Here is a 19,728-nt window from a genome sequence, read left to right on the forward strand (position 1 = left end):
ATGCGATTTATGTGACACTTGCCTGAATGAAATTGCGTCAACTTCAATATGTCACCGAAGTCGTGAAAAACGGCATGAACGTGACCGCCGCGGCTGAGAAATTATTTACCTCTCAGCCGGGGGTAAGTAGTCAAATCAAACGCTTGGAAGAGGAGCTCGGAGTGACTATCTTCGAGCGGAGCGGCAAACATATCAATGGATTAACACCGGAAGGCGTATTGCTAGTCGAGCGCTTTACGGTAATTCTCAATGAAGTCGACAACGTCAAACGAATAGCGGACGACTTTAGTCATCCGGATTCCGGTATGTTGTCGATCGCCACAACTCATACGCAAGCCCGCTATGTGTTGCCGCCAGTGATTAATGAGTTTCGCAAGCGCTATCCTAAGGTGCAGCTTCAGATCAATCAAGGTACGCCAGAGCAGATAGCGAGTTTAACCGACACAGGAAAAGCTGATATTGGCATTGCCACTGAAGCGTTGGAGCTATTCGATAATTTGATTCTGTTGCCTTGTTACCGCTGGAATCGTTGCCTAATCGTGCCGAAAGGGCATCCACTAGTAAAACAAGGGCTGCTGACCCTCGAAGCGATTGCTGAGCATCCAATTATTACTTACACCTTCGGGGTTGCCGATCGGTCAGTGATTAACCGCGCATTTACTCAGCGCGGCTTGAGTATGAATGTGGTGCTGATGGCGGCGGATGCCGAAGTCATTAAGACCTATGTACGCAATGGGCTTGGCGTTGGGATTTGCGCGAGAATGGCTTATGACCGTAAGCAAGATCACGATTTAGCCGTATTAGATGCAGGCAATTTATTCGATTCCAGCGTGACCAGTCTGGCGATCCGCAAGAATGCGGTTTTACGTGAATATGTGTATGAATTTATTCAGCTCTTCGCGTCACATCTCAACAAAGGCGTGGTCGACCAAGCGCTCAAAGCGCATAACGATAATACGCTACAGGAAAAACTGTACCGAGAGCACGTTAAAGAAGCTGAAATGCGTTGATTGTTATAGGTCAGTAGTAGGTCTATGTAATTGTTTTAGCGTTTTCCCACCAGTAATACTAAGTCAATTTCAAACTCTCGATTGAGATTGGGGTTGCCCCAAATTTGGGCAGTAGCTTGATATGCTTGGTGGAAAAAATCATCGCCTTGATGCTCAATGCAGCGACGAGTCGCCGATACCGAGTGTAAGAAGTCGAACAATTGATCCAGTGTATATTGAACCGTCATGCTGAATTTTGGTGAGTCGATTGGGGTAAATGGAAAGATCACATCTCGATACCCGTCCCAAAGCAGTTGGTTGTTAGCCGAAAAATAAGGATGAATCACTCGCAGAAAGGACTCTGTTAACACTTTATCAAATTGCTCTCCCCACCTTGGCCAATTGTAGCCCCAGGCGGCAAATACGCCACCGGGTCGAAGGACACGAGCTACTTCCGGCCAAAATTGTTGGTAGTCAAACCAGTGTAGAGCTTGCGCCACGGTCACTAGGTCGACACTATTGTTCGCGAGTGGTGTGTGTTCTGCTCCGCTTTGAATGTAGCGAATGGACGGATGAGGAATCGCTTCAGCTATTTGTTGGGCGCTAATATCGGAGGCTGTGATCTTTGCGAAATGCTTAATTAAGTGCCGTGCGGCTTGTCCATTGCCGGTCGCGCAATCCCATGCATGATCATGGTTGAGGCATTGCTCCGCTAAAAATTGATAGAGTTCAGGCGGGTAGGTGGGACGTGAGCGTTGATATAGCTCGGACTTATCGCTGAACAGGGTCGAAGTGTCGACAGGTGTTTTTGATGTCATTAAGTGGGCGGTTGCAATGTGAGGTGATAAGTAGCGACTGGTGACAGGTGGTCGCAAATGAGCGCTTATGCTCGACGCTTAGAGTGCTAGATGCCTAGAGTCGCTCAAAGCGTCTTCCAGAAACGGTCCTGCCTCGGCATATAATAATGCTCAGAGTCGAGCGACATGACTACTCGTCGGCTGCGGCCAATGATTTCGGAGCGAGGAATAAAGCCAATAACTCTGGAGTCAGCACTGTTGTCGCGACTATCTCCAAGTGCTAAATAGTTATTTTCCGGCACAATAACCGGCCCGAACGATGCTAGTGGTGATTGCGGAGAAGTAGTTCTTATTTTATGGGGTAAACCAAGTAAATCCTCACGTAAATCAAAGTTTTGGTGTTCTGATTCATGGTTTAAGTCTGGTGAAAGCTTAAGTGCTGTGTAGTCCAATTGTTGACCATTAATTAACAGGCTGTTGTTGCGCATTTCAATGCTATCGCCAGGTAATCCAATGACGCGTTTGACGAGTCGAAGATCAGCGACCTCTGAATTGAAAATGATAATATCCCCGCGCTCAGGATCGCCGAATTTGAGTAGTTTTATATTGCTGAACGGGAGTTGTAAATCATAAGCTAACTTATTGATTAATATGCGATCCCCTTCTACGATAGTTGGCTGCATTGAGCCTGTTGGAACCACATTCCAGTCGGCTAAACTACTTCGAAACACTAGCATCAATACTAGGAATAGCAAAATCCCTCGATTTTCTCGAATTAAAGCTCTTAGGTGCTGGTGCATGATGATTCTCCGCTATATTTGTCAGTAAAAGGCAGCGCCTAGCGTGCTAATAGTTGATCCTAATATTACTCTGGTTTGATTGAACTAGTGTCGCAAACTAAATTGACTGATTCGACGAGTATTACAAAATAAATAAATTCCGGCTTAGTTGAAAGCTGTAGATATTGTTCTACCAATCGAAATACGTCATTAGTGTTGCTTTGCTGGCGAATTGGTAAATTTGGGTTGTGGCGTTGAGCGCCGCCGCGGCGAGCATACGGGCTAGGCAGTACAACAGTCTCAACCTATACTTATGTCATGGATTACACTATAGAATATCGCTTTTCTACTGATCAAAATGAGTTGCCGATGGACACAATCCATCGCTTCCTGAGCAGTACATACTGGGCTAAAGGGATTCCTCGTGACGTTTTGGAGCGAGCTATTCAGCATTCCTTGTGTTTCGGTATGGTCGGTGAGAATGGGTTGGTCGCCTTTGGTCGCTTTGTCACTGATCGGGCAACGTTTGCATATTTGGCTGATGTATTTGTTGTCGATGAGTTGCGCGGACGTGGTTTGGCCAAATCCATGTTACGGCAAGCGCTTGAGTTGCCTGAAGTTAAACAGCTGCGTCGTATTTTGTTAGCAACGTCGGACGCGCATGGCCTGTACCAAAAGCTTGGCTTTAATGCGATTGATAAGCCTGCGCTGTTTATGCAGAAATTAGACTATTCTTTATATGATATAGAACCAAGTTAGCTGTCGGACCAGTGCGCTAGCTCAAGCATGGATTGGCTAGCTCGGATTCTTGTTGGCGCTTAGGTATCATGTGCTAAGGCCTCTGAATTTGTTACGTGCTTATTAATTGGCCACCGAATTATTCGGCTGATAATGAGTTGTATTGACATATTTTTGTTATAAATCCGTCATACTATTTAGCCATACGAAAGTTATAAATTGGCGATGGCGTTAATGTTCACGGCTTGTAATTTGATAGTGGCGTAGATCAAAGTTGCTACATCTGGTTGCTGAGCCACTGATTTGAGCGCCTACCCTTAACCCGATTCAACACAGGGGGAAAGCACTTGCTCTACGACTTAAGTCAACAGGTACTGAGAACCGATGCGGCAGGTATGCCGATAGATTGGATTTCTTATAAGGACGCTGCCCGCTGCTATCACGCGGGATTGGTGTTGTATAGCTGTGGCAATTTATTGTATCGAGTGCATGGCGGAATTAGTGCTTTGACCGGAATGCAGAGTGTGATTGAAATCAGTTCTATTATCGCGACTCCCAGCGAAACACAAAGCAAGTTTCATCACTTACCTAATTATACGCCGCCACTGACCAACAATACTTTGTTTTCACGAGACGGAAGAATGTGTTTGTATTGCGGTAATACGTTTAAGTATGCTGATTTGTCGCGCGATCATGTTAGGCCGGTTTCCCAACGAGGAAAAAACACTTGGAATAATGTGGTGACGGCATGCAAACGGTGTAATAACTTTAAAGCGGGGCGAACGCCTGAACAAGCTGGAATGCAGCTGATGGCGGTACCTTTTACGCCGACACATGCGGAGTATGTATACCTGCGTGGTAGGCGTGTCTTGGCTGATCAAATGGAGTTTTTGAAAGCACATTTTCCGCGTAGAAGTCCGTTACGTATGCGGGTAGAAGCGGTCGTCAATAAGGCGTTAATAAACAGGGAGCGAGAGCATCAGTCTGACTAACTTTAGCGCGTTGTCCATCAAGTGACTCCCCGCGTCCCGACCAAGGCTCGCGTTTGGCCGCGGGCTATCGCCGACACCTTGCCGCTCGCGATTGCCGTTATTCCTTGGGGAATCCTAACTGGAGCACTCGGGCTGCAAGTCGGCTTGTCTGCGTTGCAAGCTCAACTGATGTCGTTACTGGTGTTTGCCGGTGCCGCGCAGCTGTCAGCGATGACGCTGATGGCTGGAGGGAGTTCGTTGGCGGCAATATACGCATCAACGTTTGTAATTAGTTCGCGCCATCTACTTTATTCGGTGGTGTTTCGTGCGCATGTCGCTCACTTGTCTTTGGCATGGCGGCTGGGTATTGGGTTTGTGTTAACCGACGAAATGTTTGCGGTGTCACAAAATCATACAAACCGAACTGGCGCGTTTTCGCCTACGTTTGCTTTGGTGTCGGGCGTTACGTTCTATGTTGTTTGGAATCTGGCTACTTTACTCGGTATCGTTGCTGGCAGTGCTTTAACGGACCTTGACTCATTAGGCTTAGATTTTGCTATTGCAGCTACCTTTATTGCGATGACCTTTGATCAGCTGCGGCGCTTTCCTATTGCGGTTACGGTGATTGTAAGCGGCGTGTCAGCGGTGTTGCTCAAGCCACTGTTTAGTGACAGCTATTTAGTAATGGCGGCGCTACTTGGCATGTTTGCTGGCTTTGTTACTGAAACCCTACGAGAGAATGTATGAACTGGTTGATGCTTGGAGGTATGGCGGCGATCACGTTTTGGAACCGTTATGCGTTTTTTGCCAAGGCTCTACATTATCGGCCTGGGCCTAAAATGCAACGTTTGCTGGGCTATTCAAGTTTTGCGATATTAACCGCGATTTGGGCGCCGATCTTGTTTCGAGTCGACTATGAGAGTTCGTCGATGTCAGTAGCTGGTTGGGACTATATTATTGCTGGTGCCGTGGCCGCGGTAATGACAGTGCTGCGCGTTCCCAGTATTGTCGTAGTATTGCTGAGTACTGGCTTGTTTTTTATTATTCGATTGTTCGTTGGTCAATAAAGGCATGCGAATAAACGCTGCGTTACTGTGCAAGCCTCGACGCTAATCCAAAAAATAAAGGCGCTTAAAGCGCCTTTATTATATTCGACTTCAGAGTGAACTCAGAGTTTCCGCATCGATGAATTGGCCTCACCGGTGATGCTCGCTAGCTTCTGAATGCTGTGTCCAAGCCTGGTTTGAAGCGAGGGCTAAGCGTCACGACTCGTGATTTCTACTAAATGATAGCCAAATTGAGTTTGTACTGGGCCATGCACGACGCCGACTTCTTCATTGAATACTACTCGATCAAATTCAGGCACCATCATGCCTGGGCCAAAGCTGCCTAAATCACCACCTTGTTTACCAGAAGGGCATTGAGAGAACTCGGCGGCGGCGGCTTCGAAGGTTTTTTCTCCAGCAGTAATTTTGGCCTGTAAATCAAGGCATGCTTTTTCTGTGGAAACGAGAATGTGTCGTGCGGATGCTGTAGTCATGGCGCTATAAAAACCTGTGTATTTTCAAAGAGCGGGATAATACTTACTTTGTTGTACGAATCCCAGTTACAATCCACAAAAACATGGTCAAATTTATCAATATCTGCAGCGAACCGCGCTTTAGTTCCCCATAGTGAAAAAAATCTTACTTAAGCTTGCCCAATTATTGGCTACCTTTGTGTTGCTAGGCTTGGTGGCGTACCAAGCCGGCCTGTTCTCAGCATCAGGTCAGCAACAGTTTATGCAGTTGTTGAGTGGTGCCAGTATTGGCATTTTGATTGTGTCGATTATGCTTGGCGTGCTGGTGAATATGGTGAGCGCATTCAAGTGGTATTTGTTGATCCGATCACGCTCACTCGGAGCCGGCTATTGGCGAGTGTTTGCTTACTATGTGGTTGGTCAATTCTATAACATGTTCCTTCCCACGAGTGTTGGTGGTGATGTGGTTCGTTCCTATGAGTTGGGGAAATTCTCAGGTCGGCATGCTGATGCAATGGCCTCGGTTTTCGTTGAGCGCTATACCGGTGTCGTCGTATTGTTGCTGTTTGCGGCGATTGCGGTTGTGGCTCAGATGTCACGATTCGGCGTTGACTATGTGCTTATTAGTCTAGGTCTGTTTGGTCTGGGTTTGCTATTTATTGGTTGGTTGGTATTAGATCAACGTGCCTACCGGCTGGTGCGCGACTGGCTTATTGCTCGATTTCCGTTTAGTAGCAAAGTTTTCGCCAAGCTTGATCAGCTCTTGCTGGCCGTTGACGCCTATCGCACGGAACCTGCTGCAGTGTGTGTCGCTTTGCTCAACTCCGTACTCTTCTATTTAGTCGCCGTAGTTAATGTGTTGATTACCGCTTGGGTATTTGATGCCGATGTGTCGTTGTTACACATGTTATTGGCTACCCCCATTATTATGGTGATCATGAACCTACCAATTTCTTTTGGTAATATTGGTTTAATGGAGTTTGCCTACACTAACGTCTTTATGTTGATGGGCTACAGTGCCGAGTTGGGTTTATCCGTTGCACTATTGATGCGCTTTAAATCTTTCTTCGATGGCGCAATTGGTGGTGTATTGCACCCATTATTTGTGACGCAAAAGCACGAATAGTCTATCATTGCGATTCGCAATTGAACCGTCTGAACTGAATCGGTTTGATTCGGTTATTTACCCTTTGAACTAAATAGAATGATGAAATTATCCATTGTAGGCACAGGTTACGTCGGATTGGTTACCGGAACGTGTTTTGCGGACGTTGGCAATCAAGTGTTATGTGTCGACAATAATCAAGACAAAATCGACATGCTATTAAGCGGGCAGATTCCGATTTATGAGCCGGGGCTCGAGAGATTGGTGGCGAGTAATGTCGAACAGTCTCGATTAAAGTTCACGACCGATATTAAACAAGCGGTTGAGCATGCTGAAGTGATATTTATTGCGGTCGGCACACCTCCAGATGAAGACGGTTCGGCCGATTTGTCGCATGTGTTGGCGGTGGCAAAATCGATTGGTCAAAATTTAACTGAATATCGAGTCGTCGTTACTAAGTCGACGGTCCCCGTTGGCACGGCCGAGAAAGTGCGTGTGGCCATTCAAGCTGAGCTTGACACGCGTGGCGTCGACCTGGAATTTAGCGTAGCGTCTAACCCTGAGTTCTTGAAAGAGGGCGCGGCGATTGAAGATTTTATGAAGCCTGATCGCGTAGTAATTGGTGCGGACGATGAGCGTGCAGTGGGCTTGATGCGCACGCTTTATGCGCCGTTTAATCGCAATCACGAACGCTTAATTGTGATGGACATTCCATCGGCAGAGCTCACTAAGTATGCTGCGAATGCGATGCTCGCTACCAAAATATCATTTATGAATGAGTTGTCGAACTTAGCTGAATTGCTAAATGCCGATATTGAACTCGTACGACAAGGAATTGGTTCTGATCCGCGAATTGGTTATCACTTCATTTATCCTGGTTGTGGCTACGGTGGTTCTTGTTTTCCGAAAGATGTTCAAGCACTGCATCGCACCGCACGACAACACGGTTACGATGCGCGAATTTTGGATGCCGTGGAAGCCGTTAACGAGGATCAAAAATCAGTATTGTTGCATAAAATTGATCGTCGATTAGGTGCTGATTTGGCAGGCAAAACCTTCGCCGTTTGGGGGCTCGCTTTTAAACCCAATACTGATGACATGCGGGAAGCGCCGAGTCGAGTAATTATTGACGGCTTGTTGGCACGCGGCGCGGCTATTCGGGCGCATGATCCGGTGTCAATCCCAGAGGCTGAGCATCTATATCAACAAGCTGATCAGGTGACCTTCTATGATGATCCTTACGATGCCACGCAAGGTGCCGATGCGTTAATCATTATTACTGAATGGAAAGCATTCCGTAGCCCTGATTTTGATCGGCTTAAGAGTCAATTGACCCAGCCATTAATATTTGATGGGCGCAATATCTATGATCCTGAGGCATTGAAAGGTCTTGGTTTTAACTATTTTGGCATTGGTCGATCAAACTGATTCAGGCGTATATAACGAGACTCCTAGATTAAATTTATGGCATCTTTAAAAATTACACCAGACCATTTTTTTAAGGTTCGCACCTTGGTTGTAGGCGATGTGATGCTCGACCGATATTGGTTTGGGCGCGTCGACCGGATTTCGCCGGAGGCTCCGGTACCTGTGCTGGCGGTACAAGATGAACAAGCTCGCGCTGGTGGTGCCGCCAATGTGGCGCATAATTTATTAGCATTGGGGGCTCAGAGCCATCTATTGTCCGTGGTCGGCGACGACGAGGCTGGGCGTGAAATAAAGCGTATTATCGACGCCTATGGTGCGCGCACTACGTTAAAAATCGACGCATCGATCAGAACCATTGTTAAACTGCGTATGGTGGCTCAGAATCAGCAGCTACTGCGAGCTGATTTTGAAGAGAAGCCAAGCGAAGAAGTGCTTGCCCAATGTCTAGAGGACTACACCGACGCGGTTAATGATGCCGATGTGGTAATTTTGTCGGATTATGGCAAAGGCGGCCTAACGCATGTGGCGACCATGATTGCGATTGCTCGTGAGCGCGGCAAGGCTGTTATTGTGGACCCGAAAGGGTCGGATTATTCACGTTACCGTGGTGCGAGTCTGATTACGCCGAATATGAAAGAATTTGAGGCGGTGGCTGGCGTTGCTAGTTCTGAGGCTGATTTTATTGAGCGTGCGCACACGCTCCGAAATGAGTTGGATCTTGATCGTTTATTGGTGACACGAAGCGAGCAGGGCATGAGTTTGTTCGGGCGCGATGGCTCGCATATTCATTCACCGGCAACTGCACTAGAGGTCTATGATGTCAGTGGCGCTGGAGATACGGTTATCTCTTTGATGGCCTTAGCGACCGTCTCAGACTTCAATGACGAAGAAACGTTGACACTGGCTAATACAGTGGCCGGTATCGTGGTCGGTAAGCTGGGAACGGCCGTTGCCGAGATCGACGAAGTAATATCTAAGCTCGAAACGAGCGAATAGAGAACAAGGTGAATTAACATGATTATCGTAACCGGTGGAGCTGGTTTTATCGGCTCAAATATAGTTAAAGGGCTGAATCAACGTGGCTTAAACAATATTTTAGTGGTTGATGATTTAAGCGATGGCAACAAGGTTCGTAATGTCGAAAATTGTGATATCGAAGATTATATGGACAAAGATGAATTCCTACGTCGAATCAAACAAGGCATGGAATTTGGTGGGCCTAGCGCTATTTATCATCAAGGCGCTTGTTCAGACACTATGGAAACTGATGGGCGTTTTATCATGGAGACCAATTATGAGTACTCCAAAGCGTTATATCACTACTGCGGTGAACACAGCATTCCCTTCATTTATGCCTCGTCGGCATCAGTCTACGGCGGTGGCGAAGTATTCAAAGAGTCGGTTGAACACGAACAAGCGCTGAATGCCTACGCTTACTCTAAGTTATTGTTTGATCGCTATGTGCGCAAAAATAGTGGCGTTTCAAAGTCACAAGTCGTGGGACTTCGTTATTTCAATGTGTACGGCAAAGGCGAGGAACATAAGGGGCGCATGGCCTCTGTTGCCTACCATTTTTTCAATCAGTATCATGAGCAGGGCTATGTGAATTTGTTTGCTGGTCGTGATGGGTATGCGGACGGCGAGCAGCGCCGTGACTTTGTTTGGGTAAAAGACGTAGTTGATGTGAATTTGCATTTCCTTGAGCATCCCGAAGATGGCGGTATTTTTAATGTCGGTACAGGTCGTGCCCAGAGTTTTAACGATGTGGCAACAGCGGTATTGAATACACTTGAATCCGCCACTAAAACCACGCAGGACTGGATCGCGGAGAAGAAAATTCGCTATGTGCCATTTCCGCCTGCTTTGATTGGTAAATACCAAAGTTATACTCAGGCGGATTTGACCAATCTCACGATGTCAGGTGATTACAATCGAAACTTTGCCTCGGTAGAAGAGGGCGTTAAGCATTACGTAGCAGAGTTGGCTGACGCGAGTTAAGTGCCGTGGCTAAAGTCGTTATTTACGACTCTGGGGTAGGTGGTCTTAGTATTTACCAGGCTGTAGTGCGGGTTTGCCCTCAGCACGATTATGTCTTTTTGAGTGATAATGCGGCATTTCCTTACGGCACAAAACCTGAAGACGCGCTGTTAGCACGAGTGTCGCTAGTTGTTGCAGCGGCGATTGAGCGGTTGTCGCCGGACTTACTAGTGGTTGCATGTAACACGGCTAGCACGGTTGCCTTGCCTATGTTACGTGCTAATTATTCGATTCCAATTGTTGGCGTTGTGCCGGCAATTAAGCCAGCAGCACTATCGTCAATATCGAAACAAATTGCTTTGTTAGCGACCCCGGCGACCATTGAACGCGCTTACACTCAGGCGTTAATCGATGAATTCGCTGCGGACTGTATGGTGGTCAAGATCGGATCCAGTGAGTTAGTAGAGTTGGCTGAAAAAAAGTTACGAGGCGAGGTAATTGATAATGCGGCGCTAACTAAAATACTGACGCCGGTGCTAAACAATAAAGATATTGATACGCTGGTATTAGCCTGCACGCATTTTCCGTTGTTGGCAACTGAAATAGAAGCGGTGTTCGTCGCTCACGATCGAGCAGTTAAACTGGTCGATAGTGGACCCGGTATAGCGCGGCGGGTTGCTGATTTGGCGCCAGTTTATTCAGGCGCAAAGCTTGGTCAGCGAGGTTGCTCTACCGCGATGTTTACTCGTTCGCTTAATGCACCACAGTTACAAACTAATTTAGCTGACTTGGGTTTTTCGAACTTTGCTGTATTGGATATTCCCGGTTAGGGGTTTTCCAAACAAATTTATTTTACGAAGTTATAAAGAGAATTATTGAATGTCTAATGCAAGTTACTCATTGCTCCTTAAACAAGTTGAAGCTTTGATCGAGAGCGAGTCAGACTATATTGCTAATACCGCTAACATTTCGTCATTGATTTACCACGGTATGGAGCGCGTTAATTGGGTTGGATTCTATTTTTTACGTGATGATGAACTAGTTTTAGGGCCGTTCAACGGTCAGCCTGCATGCACTCGGATACCGGTTGGTAAAGGTGTCTGCGGCACGGCGTTTGCCAGCAATAAGTCAATGTTAGTCAAGGATGTGCATGAGTTCCCTGGTCATATTGCTTGCGATGCCGCGAGTGAATCTGAGGTGGTTGTGCCCTTTAAAACTGCAACAGTGTCCGGTGTGTTTGACATCGATAGCCCTGAAAGAGCGCGGTTTACGGCAAGTGAAAAAGAGTTTTTTGAAGCCGTTGTGGCGCTTTTGCTAAAAAAACTCTAGTTTGTAAAACGGCCTCGTTTATTGCCTAAATAGACGTCATTGGTGTCAACTTCAGTATTTTATCTGGTTGTGAGCTAAGGGAGTCGTTGTCGATAAAGCATTGCTGGTTGTCGGCTGAAGCCCATGACGCTGAATATGACTGAATAGTTAACTTATTCTTGTCAACACATCGTCGATATCATGATTAGTCTATACTAAACCTAGGATTGTTACCGGGAAAGGGGTTTGGAGGGGCTATGTCGATCAAAGTTCGACTCAAAGATATCCGGTTGAATCAATTGGATAACGAATGTTTAAGACTGGTTAACCGGTTCACCTTAGCGGCACGTTCGCATGACGGTACTGTTTTGCGCGTTCAAGAAAAGGATATATTAATGCAAATTTCAGCCTATGCCCGCGCAACAAAGGATCCGACAATTCGAGATATTTATTCTCAACTCAAGCAAGAGATACTACGGTGTATGTATGCCGATATGCGTAAAAAAGGTGGTTAGCCGCCCGCCGTGCATGATCTTACGTCAATCGAGCCTAGTGAGATGCTATTTACGATAAGCGCGCCAAAACAATAGGCTTATCACTAACAATAGCGTTATATATGCGAGTACAAAGCCTAAATCATCCAGGACTTTTGCGGCGCTGTTTCGCAACAGTGCGAAGCCGGTTGCGCGTTGCAGTTTCACCGATACCATTTGGCGCGGAATCAATTGCCGATTTTGTTTAAGCTGTTGCTTTGAGAGAATGGTGGACTCTAGCAGTTGCCATTTAGCGTTGCTGTCGCCTGGAAGGTCCAGTCTAATTCTTTCGAGTAGGCTTCTGGCTGGTTGTTCTTCACTCAAAAAGGGTAAGGGAATAACAAACGCAAGGTTGGATTTTCCGTCATGCGGTAGGCGTTGTCGAATGCTCGCCGATTCGGTAAATCCATGAGCTTCGGTGGCGTAAAACAGCTGGAAGTCCATTAAAGACGGCTCACCTGAAACGGCTTTGAGTCGAACTAATACGCCGCCTAAATTCGAGGTCGTTAAGTCCAAGTAAGGTGACACGAGGTACGGGTCTGTGCCTGTTGCTTCGAGATAAGCTGCATGCTTTTCCAAATCATGAACACTCCAATCATCAAGCGAAATCCCAACACCGTCGACATTTACCTCGCTACTGCCGTTTAGGGTTCGATATGCTGCGACCTTGAGCAAGCCGGCTGGTGCTTCGGCTACGAATTTTGGGTGTGACAACATGCTAATGCTGCAACCCAAGCAACCGTCGATATCTAAGCGGATCAAGTTCAAGTCCGCCGGTTCCATGGGTTTTGGCAGTTTAATCAAAAAGGCACGGTTGTTACTGCTAACAATGTCTTTATCAACGTCAAACTGTATTTTGTAAAGTGGGTCGAAAAGCGTCAAAGACGAAGTGTTGGTAGGCTGCGCTAACGGCTTGAAAAATAATTCCATTCGAAGTTGTTGCCGATCTGCGGCTATGTCCGAAATTTGCAGATTCAGCAGCAGGTGCGTTAGCCTGCGCGCATCGCTATAGGGCGACGTAATTATGAAGGGGTCATTGCCATTGACCAGCAGGCTAGAGCCTTGCTCGGCTAAATCGTGCAGCGTCAGCTGTGGCTTGGAGAGCGCGAACGCATCTAATGTTGTTAAGCAACTCAACAACGCAAAACACATTAGTCCTAGGTTTGTTTTGAAGTTCACCTATTCATTGCTCCAGCTTATGATTGGCGCGTAACACTCGATACGTGAAGAACCCCATTACAACAAAGAATAGCGCCCGCATAATCTGAATAGCTTGGTGTAAGTCAACACCAGTCGGGGCGATATGCAGGTTGTACCAAGCGGGGAAGAATCCACGCCCGATAAAGTCACTAGATAATGGTGCAGCCAGAAACAGGGTGAACACGCCGTTGTCGGTCTTTAATAACCACAACACGACCCACGCAGCGCTAAATACGATAAACGGTAAGACAACCTTCTTACCATACTGAATGCTCAAGATTGGAAAAATAGTCAACCAAGCGGCATAGTGAATACTGTGGACGTTGAAGCCAAAGTAGATAAATAGTGCCACGGCGCAACAGCTAACGTATCGCTCAGCGTGCGACCGATGGCCGGATTCCCAAGCGTAGATTGCCAAGCTTGCAAGTCCAATGATTACTGGATAAAACCAGTAATAGCCGAGTGACAATAGTTTATTGAATGCATCGTTGCCGTGGTCAGCTGTGGTGTCGACAAACAGACTAAGGTCACCTCCGAGCTTAGGGAATAGCCAGCTCGGGCATAAAAACAGTAAGCCAATAATGCTGGCGGCGATGCTCACTACTAGGGCATTCCGTAAAGCTGGATCTTTAAAGTCGATTAGCGCTAGTAGAAAGAAAGGCGCAAACAAAAGATTGATTTCACGACAATGCAATGAGATCGCGAAGAGTATGGTCGCCGCTAACAAGCGATGTTGCTTCAGTTGTAAGGCACTGGCCGCTAAGAAAAACAGGCTGATTACTTCAAAGCGACCGAAAATATACGTAGCAAATAAGGTGACGGGGTTAAACAGCCAGATCAATAGGGCTATACGTTTATGAATCGGGTCGTCGATAAATCGCCAAATTACGGCCGCCGTAGCAATATCAAAGATCAAGTAGGGCAGCTTAAACAGCAATAGGTATCGAAAAATATGCGGATCGTTCAGAAAGAAACTGTAATCGCTAAGGCTGGCCACTGAGCGAGTTGGGTCGGGTAGGGAAAATATTGCTTGGTCGATTGTAATAAAGGCCTGAGATAACCACGCAAAAAACAACTCGATAAAAAATATCACACTACGATGCGCATTATCAAAATAGAGACCTTGCTCTAGCACATAATAGACACGGCGATATTCGGAAAATAGATCGACATGCGCGAAGAACGGCATTAGCAATAGGCGCAGCAACACTGCGACGCCGAGCGCTAGAATAAAAAATTGCCGATTATTGAGTGGGCGTGTCACGCTTAGCCGAAGGTGCGTTGAATCCAATTTTTTGGTTCGAACGGATAACCAACTGGTTGTGCGGGGCGTTGCATGTAGCCACCGTGTTCGCCTACTTTGGGCGGAGATTGGTCAGGAAAATCTTCGTTAGTAAAATAATGCGTTACCAGTGATTTTCGAGTTTTGCTTTTATCGGTGATCTCGCTGCCACCATGGAATAATTGCGAGTGCCATATCAGCACGTCACCGCGTTCGGCTAATAAGGTTTCGGCTTGCAATCCACGCTTTTCGATTTCATCGTAAATGTATTCCCGAAATGCTGGTAGCTCGTCTTCTACCACAATAGTTGAGCCACTAGAGAATTGATAAGGCGGAATTTTATGGCTGCCGGGGTAGTAGCTCAGTGGGCCGTTATATTGTGTGCTATCTTCGAGAGCGATCCATGATGCGACCATTTTGTTGGGCGTTGGAGACGGCATATAGAACGTGTCAAAATGATAGTCTTGCTGCGAGCCGAATTCAAAATTGAGTGTATTGCACACCATCGGTGTGCCGGCTAGAAGGCCCTTAAGTAAAGGTGCGAGTTCATCACCGACGATCAGTTTACGAATCTCTGGTTGACTAAGAAAAAGGTCGTTTAACTTGTATGGAGCAAATCGTGCGCTCTTTGGTGCATCAGCAAAATACACCCGTTTTTCATTCGCGGTTTCGACGAAAATATCGATAACATATTCTGCGCCCAGTTTGCGTCGACCGCGCCAAAGGCTATCAATTAAGCTGTTGATTTGGTCAATCCTAGAGTCTGAATAGAACCCTTTTAGCAGCAGAAAGCCTTGCTCGTCCCATTCGCGACGTTGTTGATCTGTGAGTGTCATAATTGGCTGTAATTAGTCCTTAAACCGCAGTGAAAAACGTTCATTCTTCAAACTTAAGTTTGGATTATAGTACGGATCCCCCGCCTCAAGAAAGTCTGACCAGCGATCCAGAAATACGCGCTGCTCAGTGAGCAGTCGTTGCATTTTTTCGTCTGTGTCTTCATAACCACGACTGATTGATTCGTGGTGTGTTGCTTTGGCATGTGGGGTAAACACGTTGTAATAGCCTTTGCCGAGCAGTTTCAAACAAAAGTCTATATCGTTATAGGCTACCGCTAGGCCTTGTTCATCTAAGCCGCCGACCTCGTGGTAATGCTTCTTGCTTACCATCAACATTGCGCCAGTGACAGCGCTGACATTGTAAACCATGTGTAAACGGCCATGATAACCAATGTGGTTGTCGGGGAAAAACTTATGCGGATGTCCGGCTGCGCCGACCATGCCCGCCACCACGCCAGCGTGCTGAATGCGCCCATCTGGATATAATAGCTTAGCGCCAACGGCGCCAACTGTTTCGCGTTGTGCATGTTCTAGCATGCGCTCAATCCAATCTGGGCTAATGATTTCGATGTCGTTGTTAAGTAAGACAATGTAATTACCTTGAGCTTGCTCAACGCCATAATTGCAGATTGCTGAGAAGTTGAAAGGGATGTTTTTTTCGACAAATCGAACGCGCGAATCTGCATCTGAGAACGCTTGCATGCGCTCAAAGGTCCGTGGTTCTGAGCTACTATTACTAACCCCAACAATTTCAAAGTTAGTATAGCTAGTTCGGTTCAGAATCGAGTTTAGGCATGCGTCTAACAGTTCTGGCCGATCCTTGAACGGCACAATAATACTTACTAGTGGCTCATCTTGAATATCACGGTGAACTCGGTAGGTGCCTTTTAAAGAGCCAAACTCGACACGGACTCCGTTTTCTTGCTTCTGCAGGATATCTTCAACGGCCTTGCGTCCGGCTTCCCAGGCATAAGATTTTGCGTCATAGACGACGGCGGTAGAACCCGGGATCTTTCGCCAGTGATACAAAATCTTAGGAATATGCACGATCTGTTTTGAGGCGTTGGCTGCGCGCAAGATAATGTCGTGATCTTGTGACCCATCTAAGCCCTCACGAAACCCGCCAATTTCATCGGCAATCGCTTTTTTGATTACCGTGAAGTGACAAACATAATTGTTCGTATGCAGTAGGTCTGGCGAGAAATCAGGCTTAAAGTAGGGCTCAAGACGATTCCCTTGCATGTCCATCTTGTCTTCATCGCTATAGATAAGACCAACATCAGGATTATTATTGATTACCTTGGCATTTTCATACAAAGCGTCAATACTGATTTCATCATCATGATCCAATAACGCGATATAGTCACCGTTTGCCATCGCTAGGGCATCGTTGGTGGTGACTGAAATGCCTTGGTTAGTATCGTTTAGTTGAATTGAAATTCGCTCATCTTGTAGCGACTCGTGCTTCAAGATTTGCTTGAGGTAAGTCTTTGGCGAGCAATCGTCAACCAAACACAGTTGCCAATGCGGGTAGATTTGGCGACGCACCGACTCAATCATCGGCAGCAGGTACTCTGGGTCAGTATTATAAATGGGCACCAAAATAGAGAATACTGGCTTGATTGCCATGGCCTCTATTTCCGCCTTCGCGGATTCAATCTGTTGCTCACTCAAAGTGTTTTCACGAACCCAAAGTCCATAGTCTTCGGTGTTTTGGCCAATTAACTCACCGCGCGGGAGCGGCGATGAATCTTGAGCAGGCTTAATCGCCTCAGGTGCGGGTTGAACGGCAACCATCGGTTTGCCCGTTAGTCGGTTTAACCAACGACGGGCAATGCGCTTAGCGCGTGTGGTTGGCCGCATTAATAAATAGCCGTGTAACTCCTCATTTCTGACGTGCTGCGCGTGTAACATGTGGTTTAGATGCTTAATCTCACCTTGCATGCGAGCTTGTGTTCGTTGCGCGCGCAGTTCTTCGTCTTTAACCATTTTAGTTAGGTCGACGCGATGCCCAAGCAAGTCTTCAATGCGTTGCGCCTGATACTCGATCTCCGCGCGGTACTGGTCAAGTCGCTGCGATTGACGCCCCATAGCCGCGCCTTGATCGCTTACCGCTTGACTTAAGGTATTTAGCACCGAACTGTAGTGAGCATCCCAAAGCCACTCAATCTCGAGTGCTAGCGTTGGAGTGCTGTCCGCTTTAACTACGTCAGAGAGGTCAAAGCAGAGATAGGGGTCCTGATTTAGCGCGGTAAAAACTCCGTCGGAGAATGTTACGCCATGCAATGTTGCGGCACTGGCAATATCGTCCGGCGAGGGGAGTGACCACAACGTACTTTTTTGTTCGTCAATGAGAGTGGCGCTGTGCACAATAAATGCGCCGTTAGTTGCCATTGGGTCAAGACGTAATATCGGGTAGTTCGAATCAAACTGGCTCAGAGTCAGGCTGAGTGATTGGTGTGTTGTTGATTCTTTAAGCCATTTTGTAGATTGTGTGAACGCATCGTTTACGGCGCCTTGTTGATTGCCCCAAACGGCCTCTAGACTAAGCGTGTCATCGACTTCGGGTGTGTCGCCGTCAAAGGTTTGCAATAGTGCATTTGAAACGGCATTAGCGCGAAACTGCTTATCAATGTCGGCTTGGATGCGCTCTTCGAGCTCAACAAAAGGTGCCAAATCATCGACTTGATAAGCGTTTGGCATGTAGCGAACTATAAACGTTCCCAATGAATAGATATCGTTGCTAGTAGCGTAGGCTTGTAGCAGTGGTTTGTTTTCGAAGGCAAACCAAAAGAGCGCGCGGAACAACACGAAATCAGCGGAAAACTCGGTGTTAATCTGCCACTCGGTATCGATTGGGTTAAAGGCTCGCGCGCCACGGGTATTCAATACTAAATTGAAGGGCAATAAGTCGTAGGCGATGTTTGTGAAGTCGTCAGTTTTTGCCAGCGAGTCTAGCCAGTCGGTGTATTCGCGGACGTAGCCTTCAAATGCAAGGTGATCGTCATCCAGTAATGCTTGTAGCCAATCGTCGACTAATAACTTGCCTTTATAAAACGGTTGAGGCGCCAAGTTTTGCTGTACTAACGATGATGTGGCATCTCGGGAATCTGGGTATAACGCGGTCTTTATTACTTCTGTTGAGCTGCGAGCCCGACTAGTTAATGTGCGCCATTTGGCTTGTCTGCCGGTGCCTGGAAAATGACTGAAATCATTATCGTAAAGCTCGCGCGTGTGTGCTGTGCTGGCGCCAGCGATTACCAAATAGCGGTTGGCTAGGTCGGTCAGGTTGCGCTTTTGACCTACTAAATTTTTGTACAACAGGTATTCGTTGACGCTGGGGTTTTCGATTGAGCCGAGTCGATAAAAGTGATTTAACCCGTTCACTGATGAAGTTAAATAGTCTTCAGAAAATAGCGACCGGCAATCAGTACCTTTTGAAAAGTTTGCGTGTATATCAATCGCCGAAAAATCGGCTGACAACAACCGATCACGTAATTGTTTGCGCGATAGTTCTTTCAAGGTTTGTGGTGCATTGCTCGGAGCGTATAGGTCTGCATAGGCGAGCTCGCTGTCGTTGACTTGAACGGCAGGGTCAAACCATTTAGCGAATCGATTGCTATTGATGACGTTGGCTATCAATACGCCGGTCGGGCTTAAGGATTTCTGCAGTTTACTCAGGAGCTCATCAAACTGTGCATCTTCTATAGCAAGGGCCTCTAACTGCCCGATAATAATTAAGTCGTAATGCTTGGCTGGGAAGTTAAGCTTGCTTAAGTCCTCCGAAATATGCGCTACGTTTGGTTTGTTGGCACAGCGCCTTGCCGAAATGCGTGCGAGATCTGAGTCGACCTTGACGGAGTCTACCTGGCCAACATTGTCAGCAATATAGTGCGCGACACCGCCGAAATCCTCGGATAAGTCGAGCACACGATTTACTCGATTTAGGTCAAATGCTTGCAGAAACCTAAATTGGCTTAACGACAAGGCCGAGCGCAATTCGTCGGTATTCGACTGTGTTTCGATGTCGAGTGAGAACAATGATTTGTCATCTACTTTATCGAACATATCGGAGATAGCTATCTGCAGATAGTTCGATAATGTCGAGTCGCGAAAGAGCGCTTCTGTGTTTTGGTAGATGCCGCTCTTTAAACCCAAGGTTGAGTTCAATTCGAGAAGTTTAGATTGATCAGGCATGAATCTGAGTTAGTTAATGGTTTGACCAACAGGTAGAGATAGACACAGTGTGCCACTGCATATTTAGAA

The 19,728-nt window shown here is 46.8% G+C and carries 19 protein-coding genes; 12 read left to right on the top strand and 7 right to left on the bottom strand.

All coding sequences use genetic code 11. From position 1 onward, the window contains the following. The first annotated feature begins 26 nt into the window (after positions 1-26). On the top strand, positions 27-1,010 hold the full coding sequence (gene cysB, locus DFR28_RS18155; protein ID WP_113955814.1) for an HTH-type transcriptional regulator CysB: 984 nt from the start codon (positions 27-29) through the stop codon (positions 1,008-1,010). 35 nt (positions 1,011-1,045) lie between these two features. On the opposite strand, the gene DFR28_RS18160 is transcribed toward cysB, so the two are convergent. Beyond that, positions 1,046-1,807 carry a class I SAM-dependent methyltransferase gene (locus tag DFR28_RS18160; RefSeq protein WP_113955815.1) on the bottom strand — a complete coding sequence of 254 codons (762 nt, stop codon included), beginning with the start codon at positions 1,805-1,807 and terminating at the stop codon, positions 1,046-1,048. 104 nt (positions 1,808-1,911) lie between these two features. Then, positions 1,912-2,586, bottom strand: coding sequence for a signal peptidase I (lepB, locus tag DFR28_RS18165; protein ID WP_113955816.1), 675 nt, complete (start codon positions 2,584-2,586; stop codon positions 1,912-1,914). A 297-nt stretch (positions 2,587-2,883) separates the two neighbouring features. On the opposite strand from lepB, the gene DFR28_RS18170 reads away from it, so the two are divergent. The 4 genes from DFR28_RS18170 to DFR28_RS18185 all read left to right on the top strand — a co-directional run bounded on the left by DFR28_RS18170 (position 2,884) and on the right by DFR28_RS18185 (position 5,341). Continuing rightward, on the top strand, positions 2,884-3,324 hold the full coding sequence (locus tag DFR28_RS18170) for a GNAT family N-acetyltransferase (RefSeq protein WP_211317050.1): 441 nt from the start codon (positions 2,884-2,886) through the stop codon (positions 3,322-3,324). Between the two features lie 374 nt (positions 3,325-3,698). Further along, positions 3,699-4,295: an HNH endonuclease gene (locus tag DFR28_RS18175; protein ID WP_113955817.1), complete on the top strand. Its 597-nt coding sequence runs from the start codon at positions 3,699-3,701 to the stop codon at positions 4,293-4,295. Between the two features lie 21 nt (positions 4,296-4,316). Then, complete coding sequence (locus tag DFR28_RS18180; RefSeq protein WP_113955818.1) at positions 4,317-5,021, top strand: AzlC family ABC transporter permease; 705 nt, start codon at positions 4,317-4,319, stop codon at positions 5,019-5,021. Beyond that, positions 5,018-5,341, top strand: coding sequence for an AzlD domain-containing protein (locus tag DFR28_RS18185; protein WP_113955819.1), 324 nt, complete (start codon positions 5,018-5,020; stop codon positions 5,339-5,341). The genes DFR28_RS18180 and DFR28_RS18185 overlap by 4 nt, the downstream gene beginning before the upstream one ends. A 188-nt stretch (positions 5,342-5,529) precedes the next feature. On the opposite strand, the gene DFR28_RS18190 is transcribed toward DFR28_RS18185, so the two are convergent. Further along, positions 5,530-5,814, bottom strand: coding sequence for a peptidylprolyl isomerase (locus tag DFR28_RS18190; RefSeq protein ID WP_113955820.1), 285 nt, complete (start codon positions 5,812-5,814; stop codon positions 5,530-5,532). Between the two features lie 133 nt (positions 5,815-5,947). Here DFR28_RS18190 and DFR28_RS18195 point away from each other — a divergent pair, with 133 nt between their 5' ends. The 7 genes from DFR28_RS18195 to DFR28_RS18225 all read left to right on the top strand — a co-directional run bounded on the left by DFR28_RS18195 (position 5,948) and on the right by DFR28_RS18225 (position 12,126). Beyond that, positions 5,948-6,919, top strand: coding sequence for a lysylphosphatidylglycerol synthase transmembrane domain-containing protein (locus DFR28_RS18195; protein ID WP_170132177.1), 972 nt, complete (start codon positions 5,948-5,950; stop codon positions 6,917-6,919). An 81-nt stretch (positions 6,920-7,000) separates the two neighbouring features. Continuing rightward, complete coding sequence (locus DFR28_RS18200) at positions 7,001-8,326, top strand: UDP-glucose dehydrogenase family protein (RefSeq protein ID WP_113955822.1); 1,326 nt, start codon at positions 7,001-7,003, stop codon at positions 8,324-8,326. A gap of 36 nt (positions 8,327-8,362) precedes the next feature. Next, entirely contained in the window at positions 8,363-9,322 is a 960-nt protein-coding gene (rfaE1, locus tag DFR28_RS18205) for a D-glycero-beta-D-manno-heptose-7-phosphate kinase (protein WP_113955823.1), read from the top strand. An 18-nt stretch (positions 9,323-9,340) separates the two neighbouring features. Then, the gene (gene rfaD / locus DFR28_RS18210; RefSeq protein ID WP_113955824.1) at positions 9,341-10,324 is read left to right on the top strand and encodes an ADP-glyceromanno-heptose 6-epimerase; all 984 of its coding nucleotides are present in this window, start codon (positions 9,341-9,343) and stop codon (positions 10,322-10,324) included. A gap of 5 nt (positions 10,325-10,329) precedes the next feature. After that, the gene (murI, locus tag DFR28_RS18215; protein ID WP_113955825.1) at positions 10,330-11,133 is read left to right on the top strand and encodes a glutamate racemase; all 804 of its coding nucleotides are present in this window, start codon (positions 10,330-10,332) and stop codon (positions 11,131-11,133) included. Between the two features lie 49 nt (positions 11,134-11,182). Then, positions 11,183-11,632: a GAF domain-containing protein gene (locus DFR28_RS18220; RefSeq protein WP_113955826.1), complete on the top strand. Its 450-nt coding sequence runs from the start codon at positions 11,183-11,185 to the stop codon at positions 11,630-11,632. Positions 11,633-11,868: 236 nt separating this feature from the next. Then, positions 11,869-12,126 carry a hypothetical protein gene (locus DFR28_RS18225; RefSeq protein ID WP_113955827.1) on the top strand — a complete coding sequence of 86 codons (258 nt, stop codon included), beginning with the start codon at positions 11,869-11,871 and terminating at the stop codon, positions 12,124-12,126. 45 nt (positions 12,127-12,171) lie between these two features. Here the strand turns inward: DFR28_RS18225 and DFR28_RS18230 are convergent, their stop codons facing one another. The 4 genes from DFR28_RS18230 to DFR28_RS18245 are packed head-to-tail and all read right to left on the bottom strand — an operon-like array spanning position 12,172 to position 19,659. After that, the gene (locus DFR28_RS18230) at positions 12,172-13,323 is read right to left on the bottom strand and encodes a hypothetical protein (RefSeq protein ID WP_147251060.1); all 1,152 of its coding nucleotides are present in this window, start codon (positions 13,321-13,323) and stop codon (positions 12,172-12,174) included. A gap of 4 nt (positions 13,324-13,327) precedes the next feature. Further along, positions 13,328-14,608: a hypothetical protein gene (locus tag DFR28_RS18235; protein ID WP_113955829.1), complete on the bottom strand. Its 1,281-nt coding sequence runs from the start codon at positions 14,606-14,608 to the stop codon at positions 13,328-13,330. 2 nt (positions 14,609-14,610) lie between these two features. Further along, a complete protein-coding gene (locus DFR28_RS18240) occupies positions 14,611-15,462 on the bottom strand; it encodes a phytanoyl-CoA dioxygenase family protein (RefSeq protein ID WP_113955830.1) in 852 nt (283 codons plus the stop codon). Positions 15,463-15,474: 12 nt separating this feature from the next. Further along, entirely contained in the window at positions 15,475-19,659 is a 4,185-nt protein-coding gene (locus DFR28_RS18245) for a glycosyltransferase (RefSeq protein ID WP_113955831.1), read from the bottom strand. Positions 19,660-19,728 lie beyond the last annotated feature (69 nt).

The sequence above is a fragment of the Arenicella xantha genome (assembly GCF_003315245.1).
GTDB classification, from domain to species: domain Bacteria; phylum Pseudomonadota; class Gammaproteobacteria; order Arenicellales; family Arenicellaceae; genus Arenicella; species Arenicella xantha.

Bases quoted from the DNA above. Each gene is read 5' to 3' on its own strand.
- DFR28_RS18220 (WP_113955826.1), top strand. From the start codon at position 11,183: ATGTCTAATGCAAGTTACTCATTGCTCCTTAAACAAGTTGAAGCTTTG.
- rfaD (WP_113955824.1), top strand. From the start codon at position 9,341: ATGATTATCGTAACCGGTGGAGCTGGTTTTATCGGCTCAAATATAGTT.
- DFR28_RS18245 (WP_113955831.1), bottom strand. From the start codon at position 19,659: ATGCCTGATCAATCTAAACTTCTCGAATTGAACTCAACCTTGGGTTTA.
- lepB (WP_113955816.1), bottom strand. From the start codon at position 2,586: ATGCACCAGCACCTAAGAGCTTTAATTCGAGAAAATCGAGGGATTTTG.
- rfaE1 (WP_113955823.1), top strand. From the start codon at position 8,363: ATGGCATCTTTAAAAATTACACCAGACCATTTTTTTAAGGTTCGCACC.
- DFR28_RS18160 (WP_113955815.1), bottom strand. From the start codon at position 1,807: ATGACATCAAAAACACCTGTCGACACTTCGACCCTGTTCAGCGATAAG.
- DFR28_RS18185 (WP_113955819.1), top strand. From the start codon at position 5,018: ATGAACTGGTTGATGCTTGGAGGTATGGCGGCGATCACGTTTTGGAAC.
- cysB (WP_113955814.1), top strand. From the start codon at position 27: ATGAAATTGCGTCAACTTCAATATGTCACCGAAGTCGTGAAAAACGGC.
- DFR28_RS18170 (WP_211317050.1), top strand. From the start codon at position 2,884: ATGGATTACACTATAGAATATCGCTTTTCTACTGATCAAAATGAGTTG.
- DFR28_RS18225 (WP_113955827.1), top strand. From the start codon at position 11,869: ATGTCGATCAAAGTTCGACTCAAAGATATCCGGTTGAATCAATTGGAT.
- DFR28_RS18190 (WP_113955820.1), bottom strand. From the start codon at position 5,814: ATGACTACAGCATCCGCACGACACATTCTCGTTTCCACAGAAAAAGCA.
- DFR28_RS18175 (WP_113955817.1), top strand. From the start codon at position 3,699: ATGCCGATAGATTGGATTTCTTATAAGGACGCTGCCCGCTGCTATCAC.
- DFR28_RS18240 (WP_113955830.1), bottom strand. From the start codon at position 15,462: ATGACACTCACAGATCAACAACGTCGCGAATGGGACGAGCAAGGCTTT.
- DFR28_RS18200 (WP_113955822.1), top strand. From the start codon at position 7,001: ATGAAATTATCCATTGTAGGCACAGGTTACGTCGGATTGGTTACCGGA.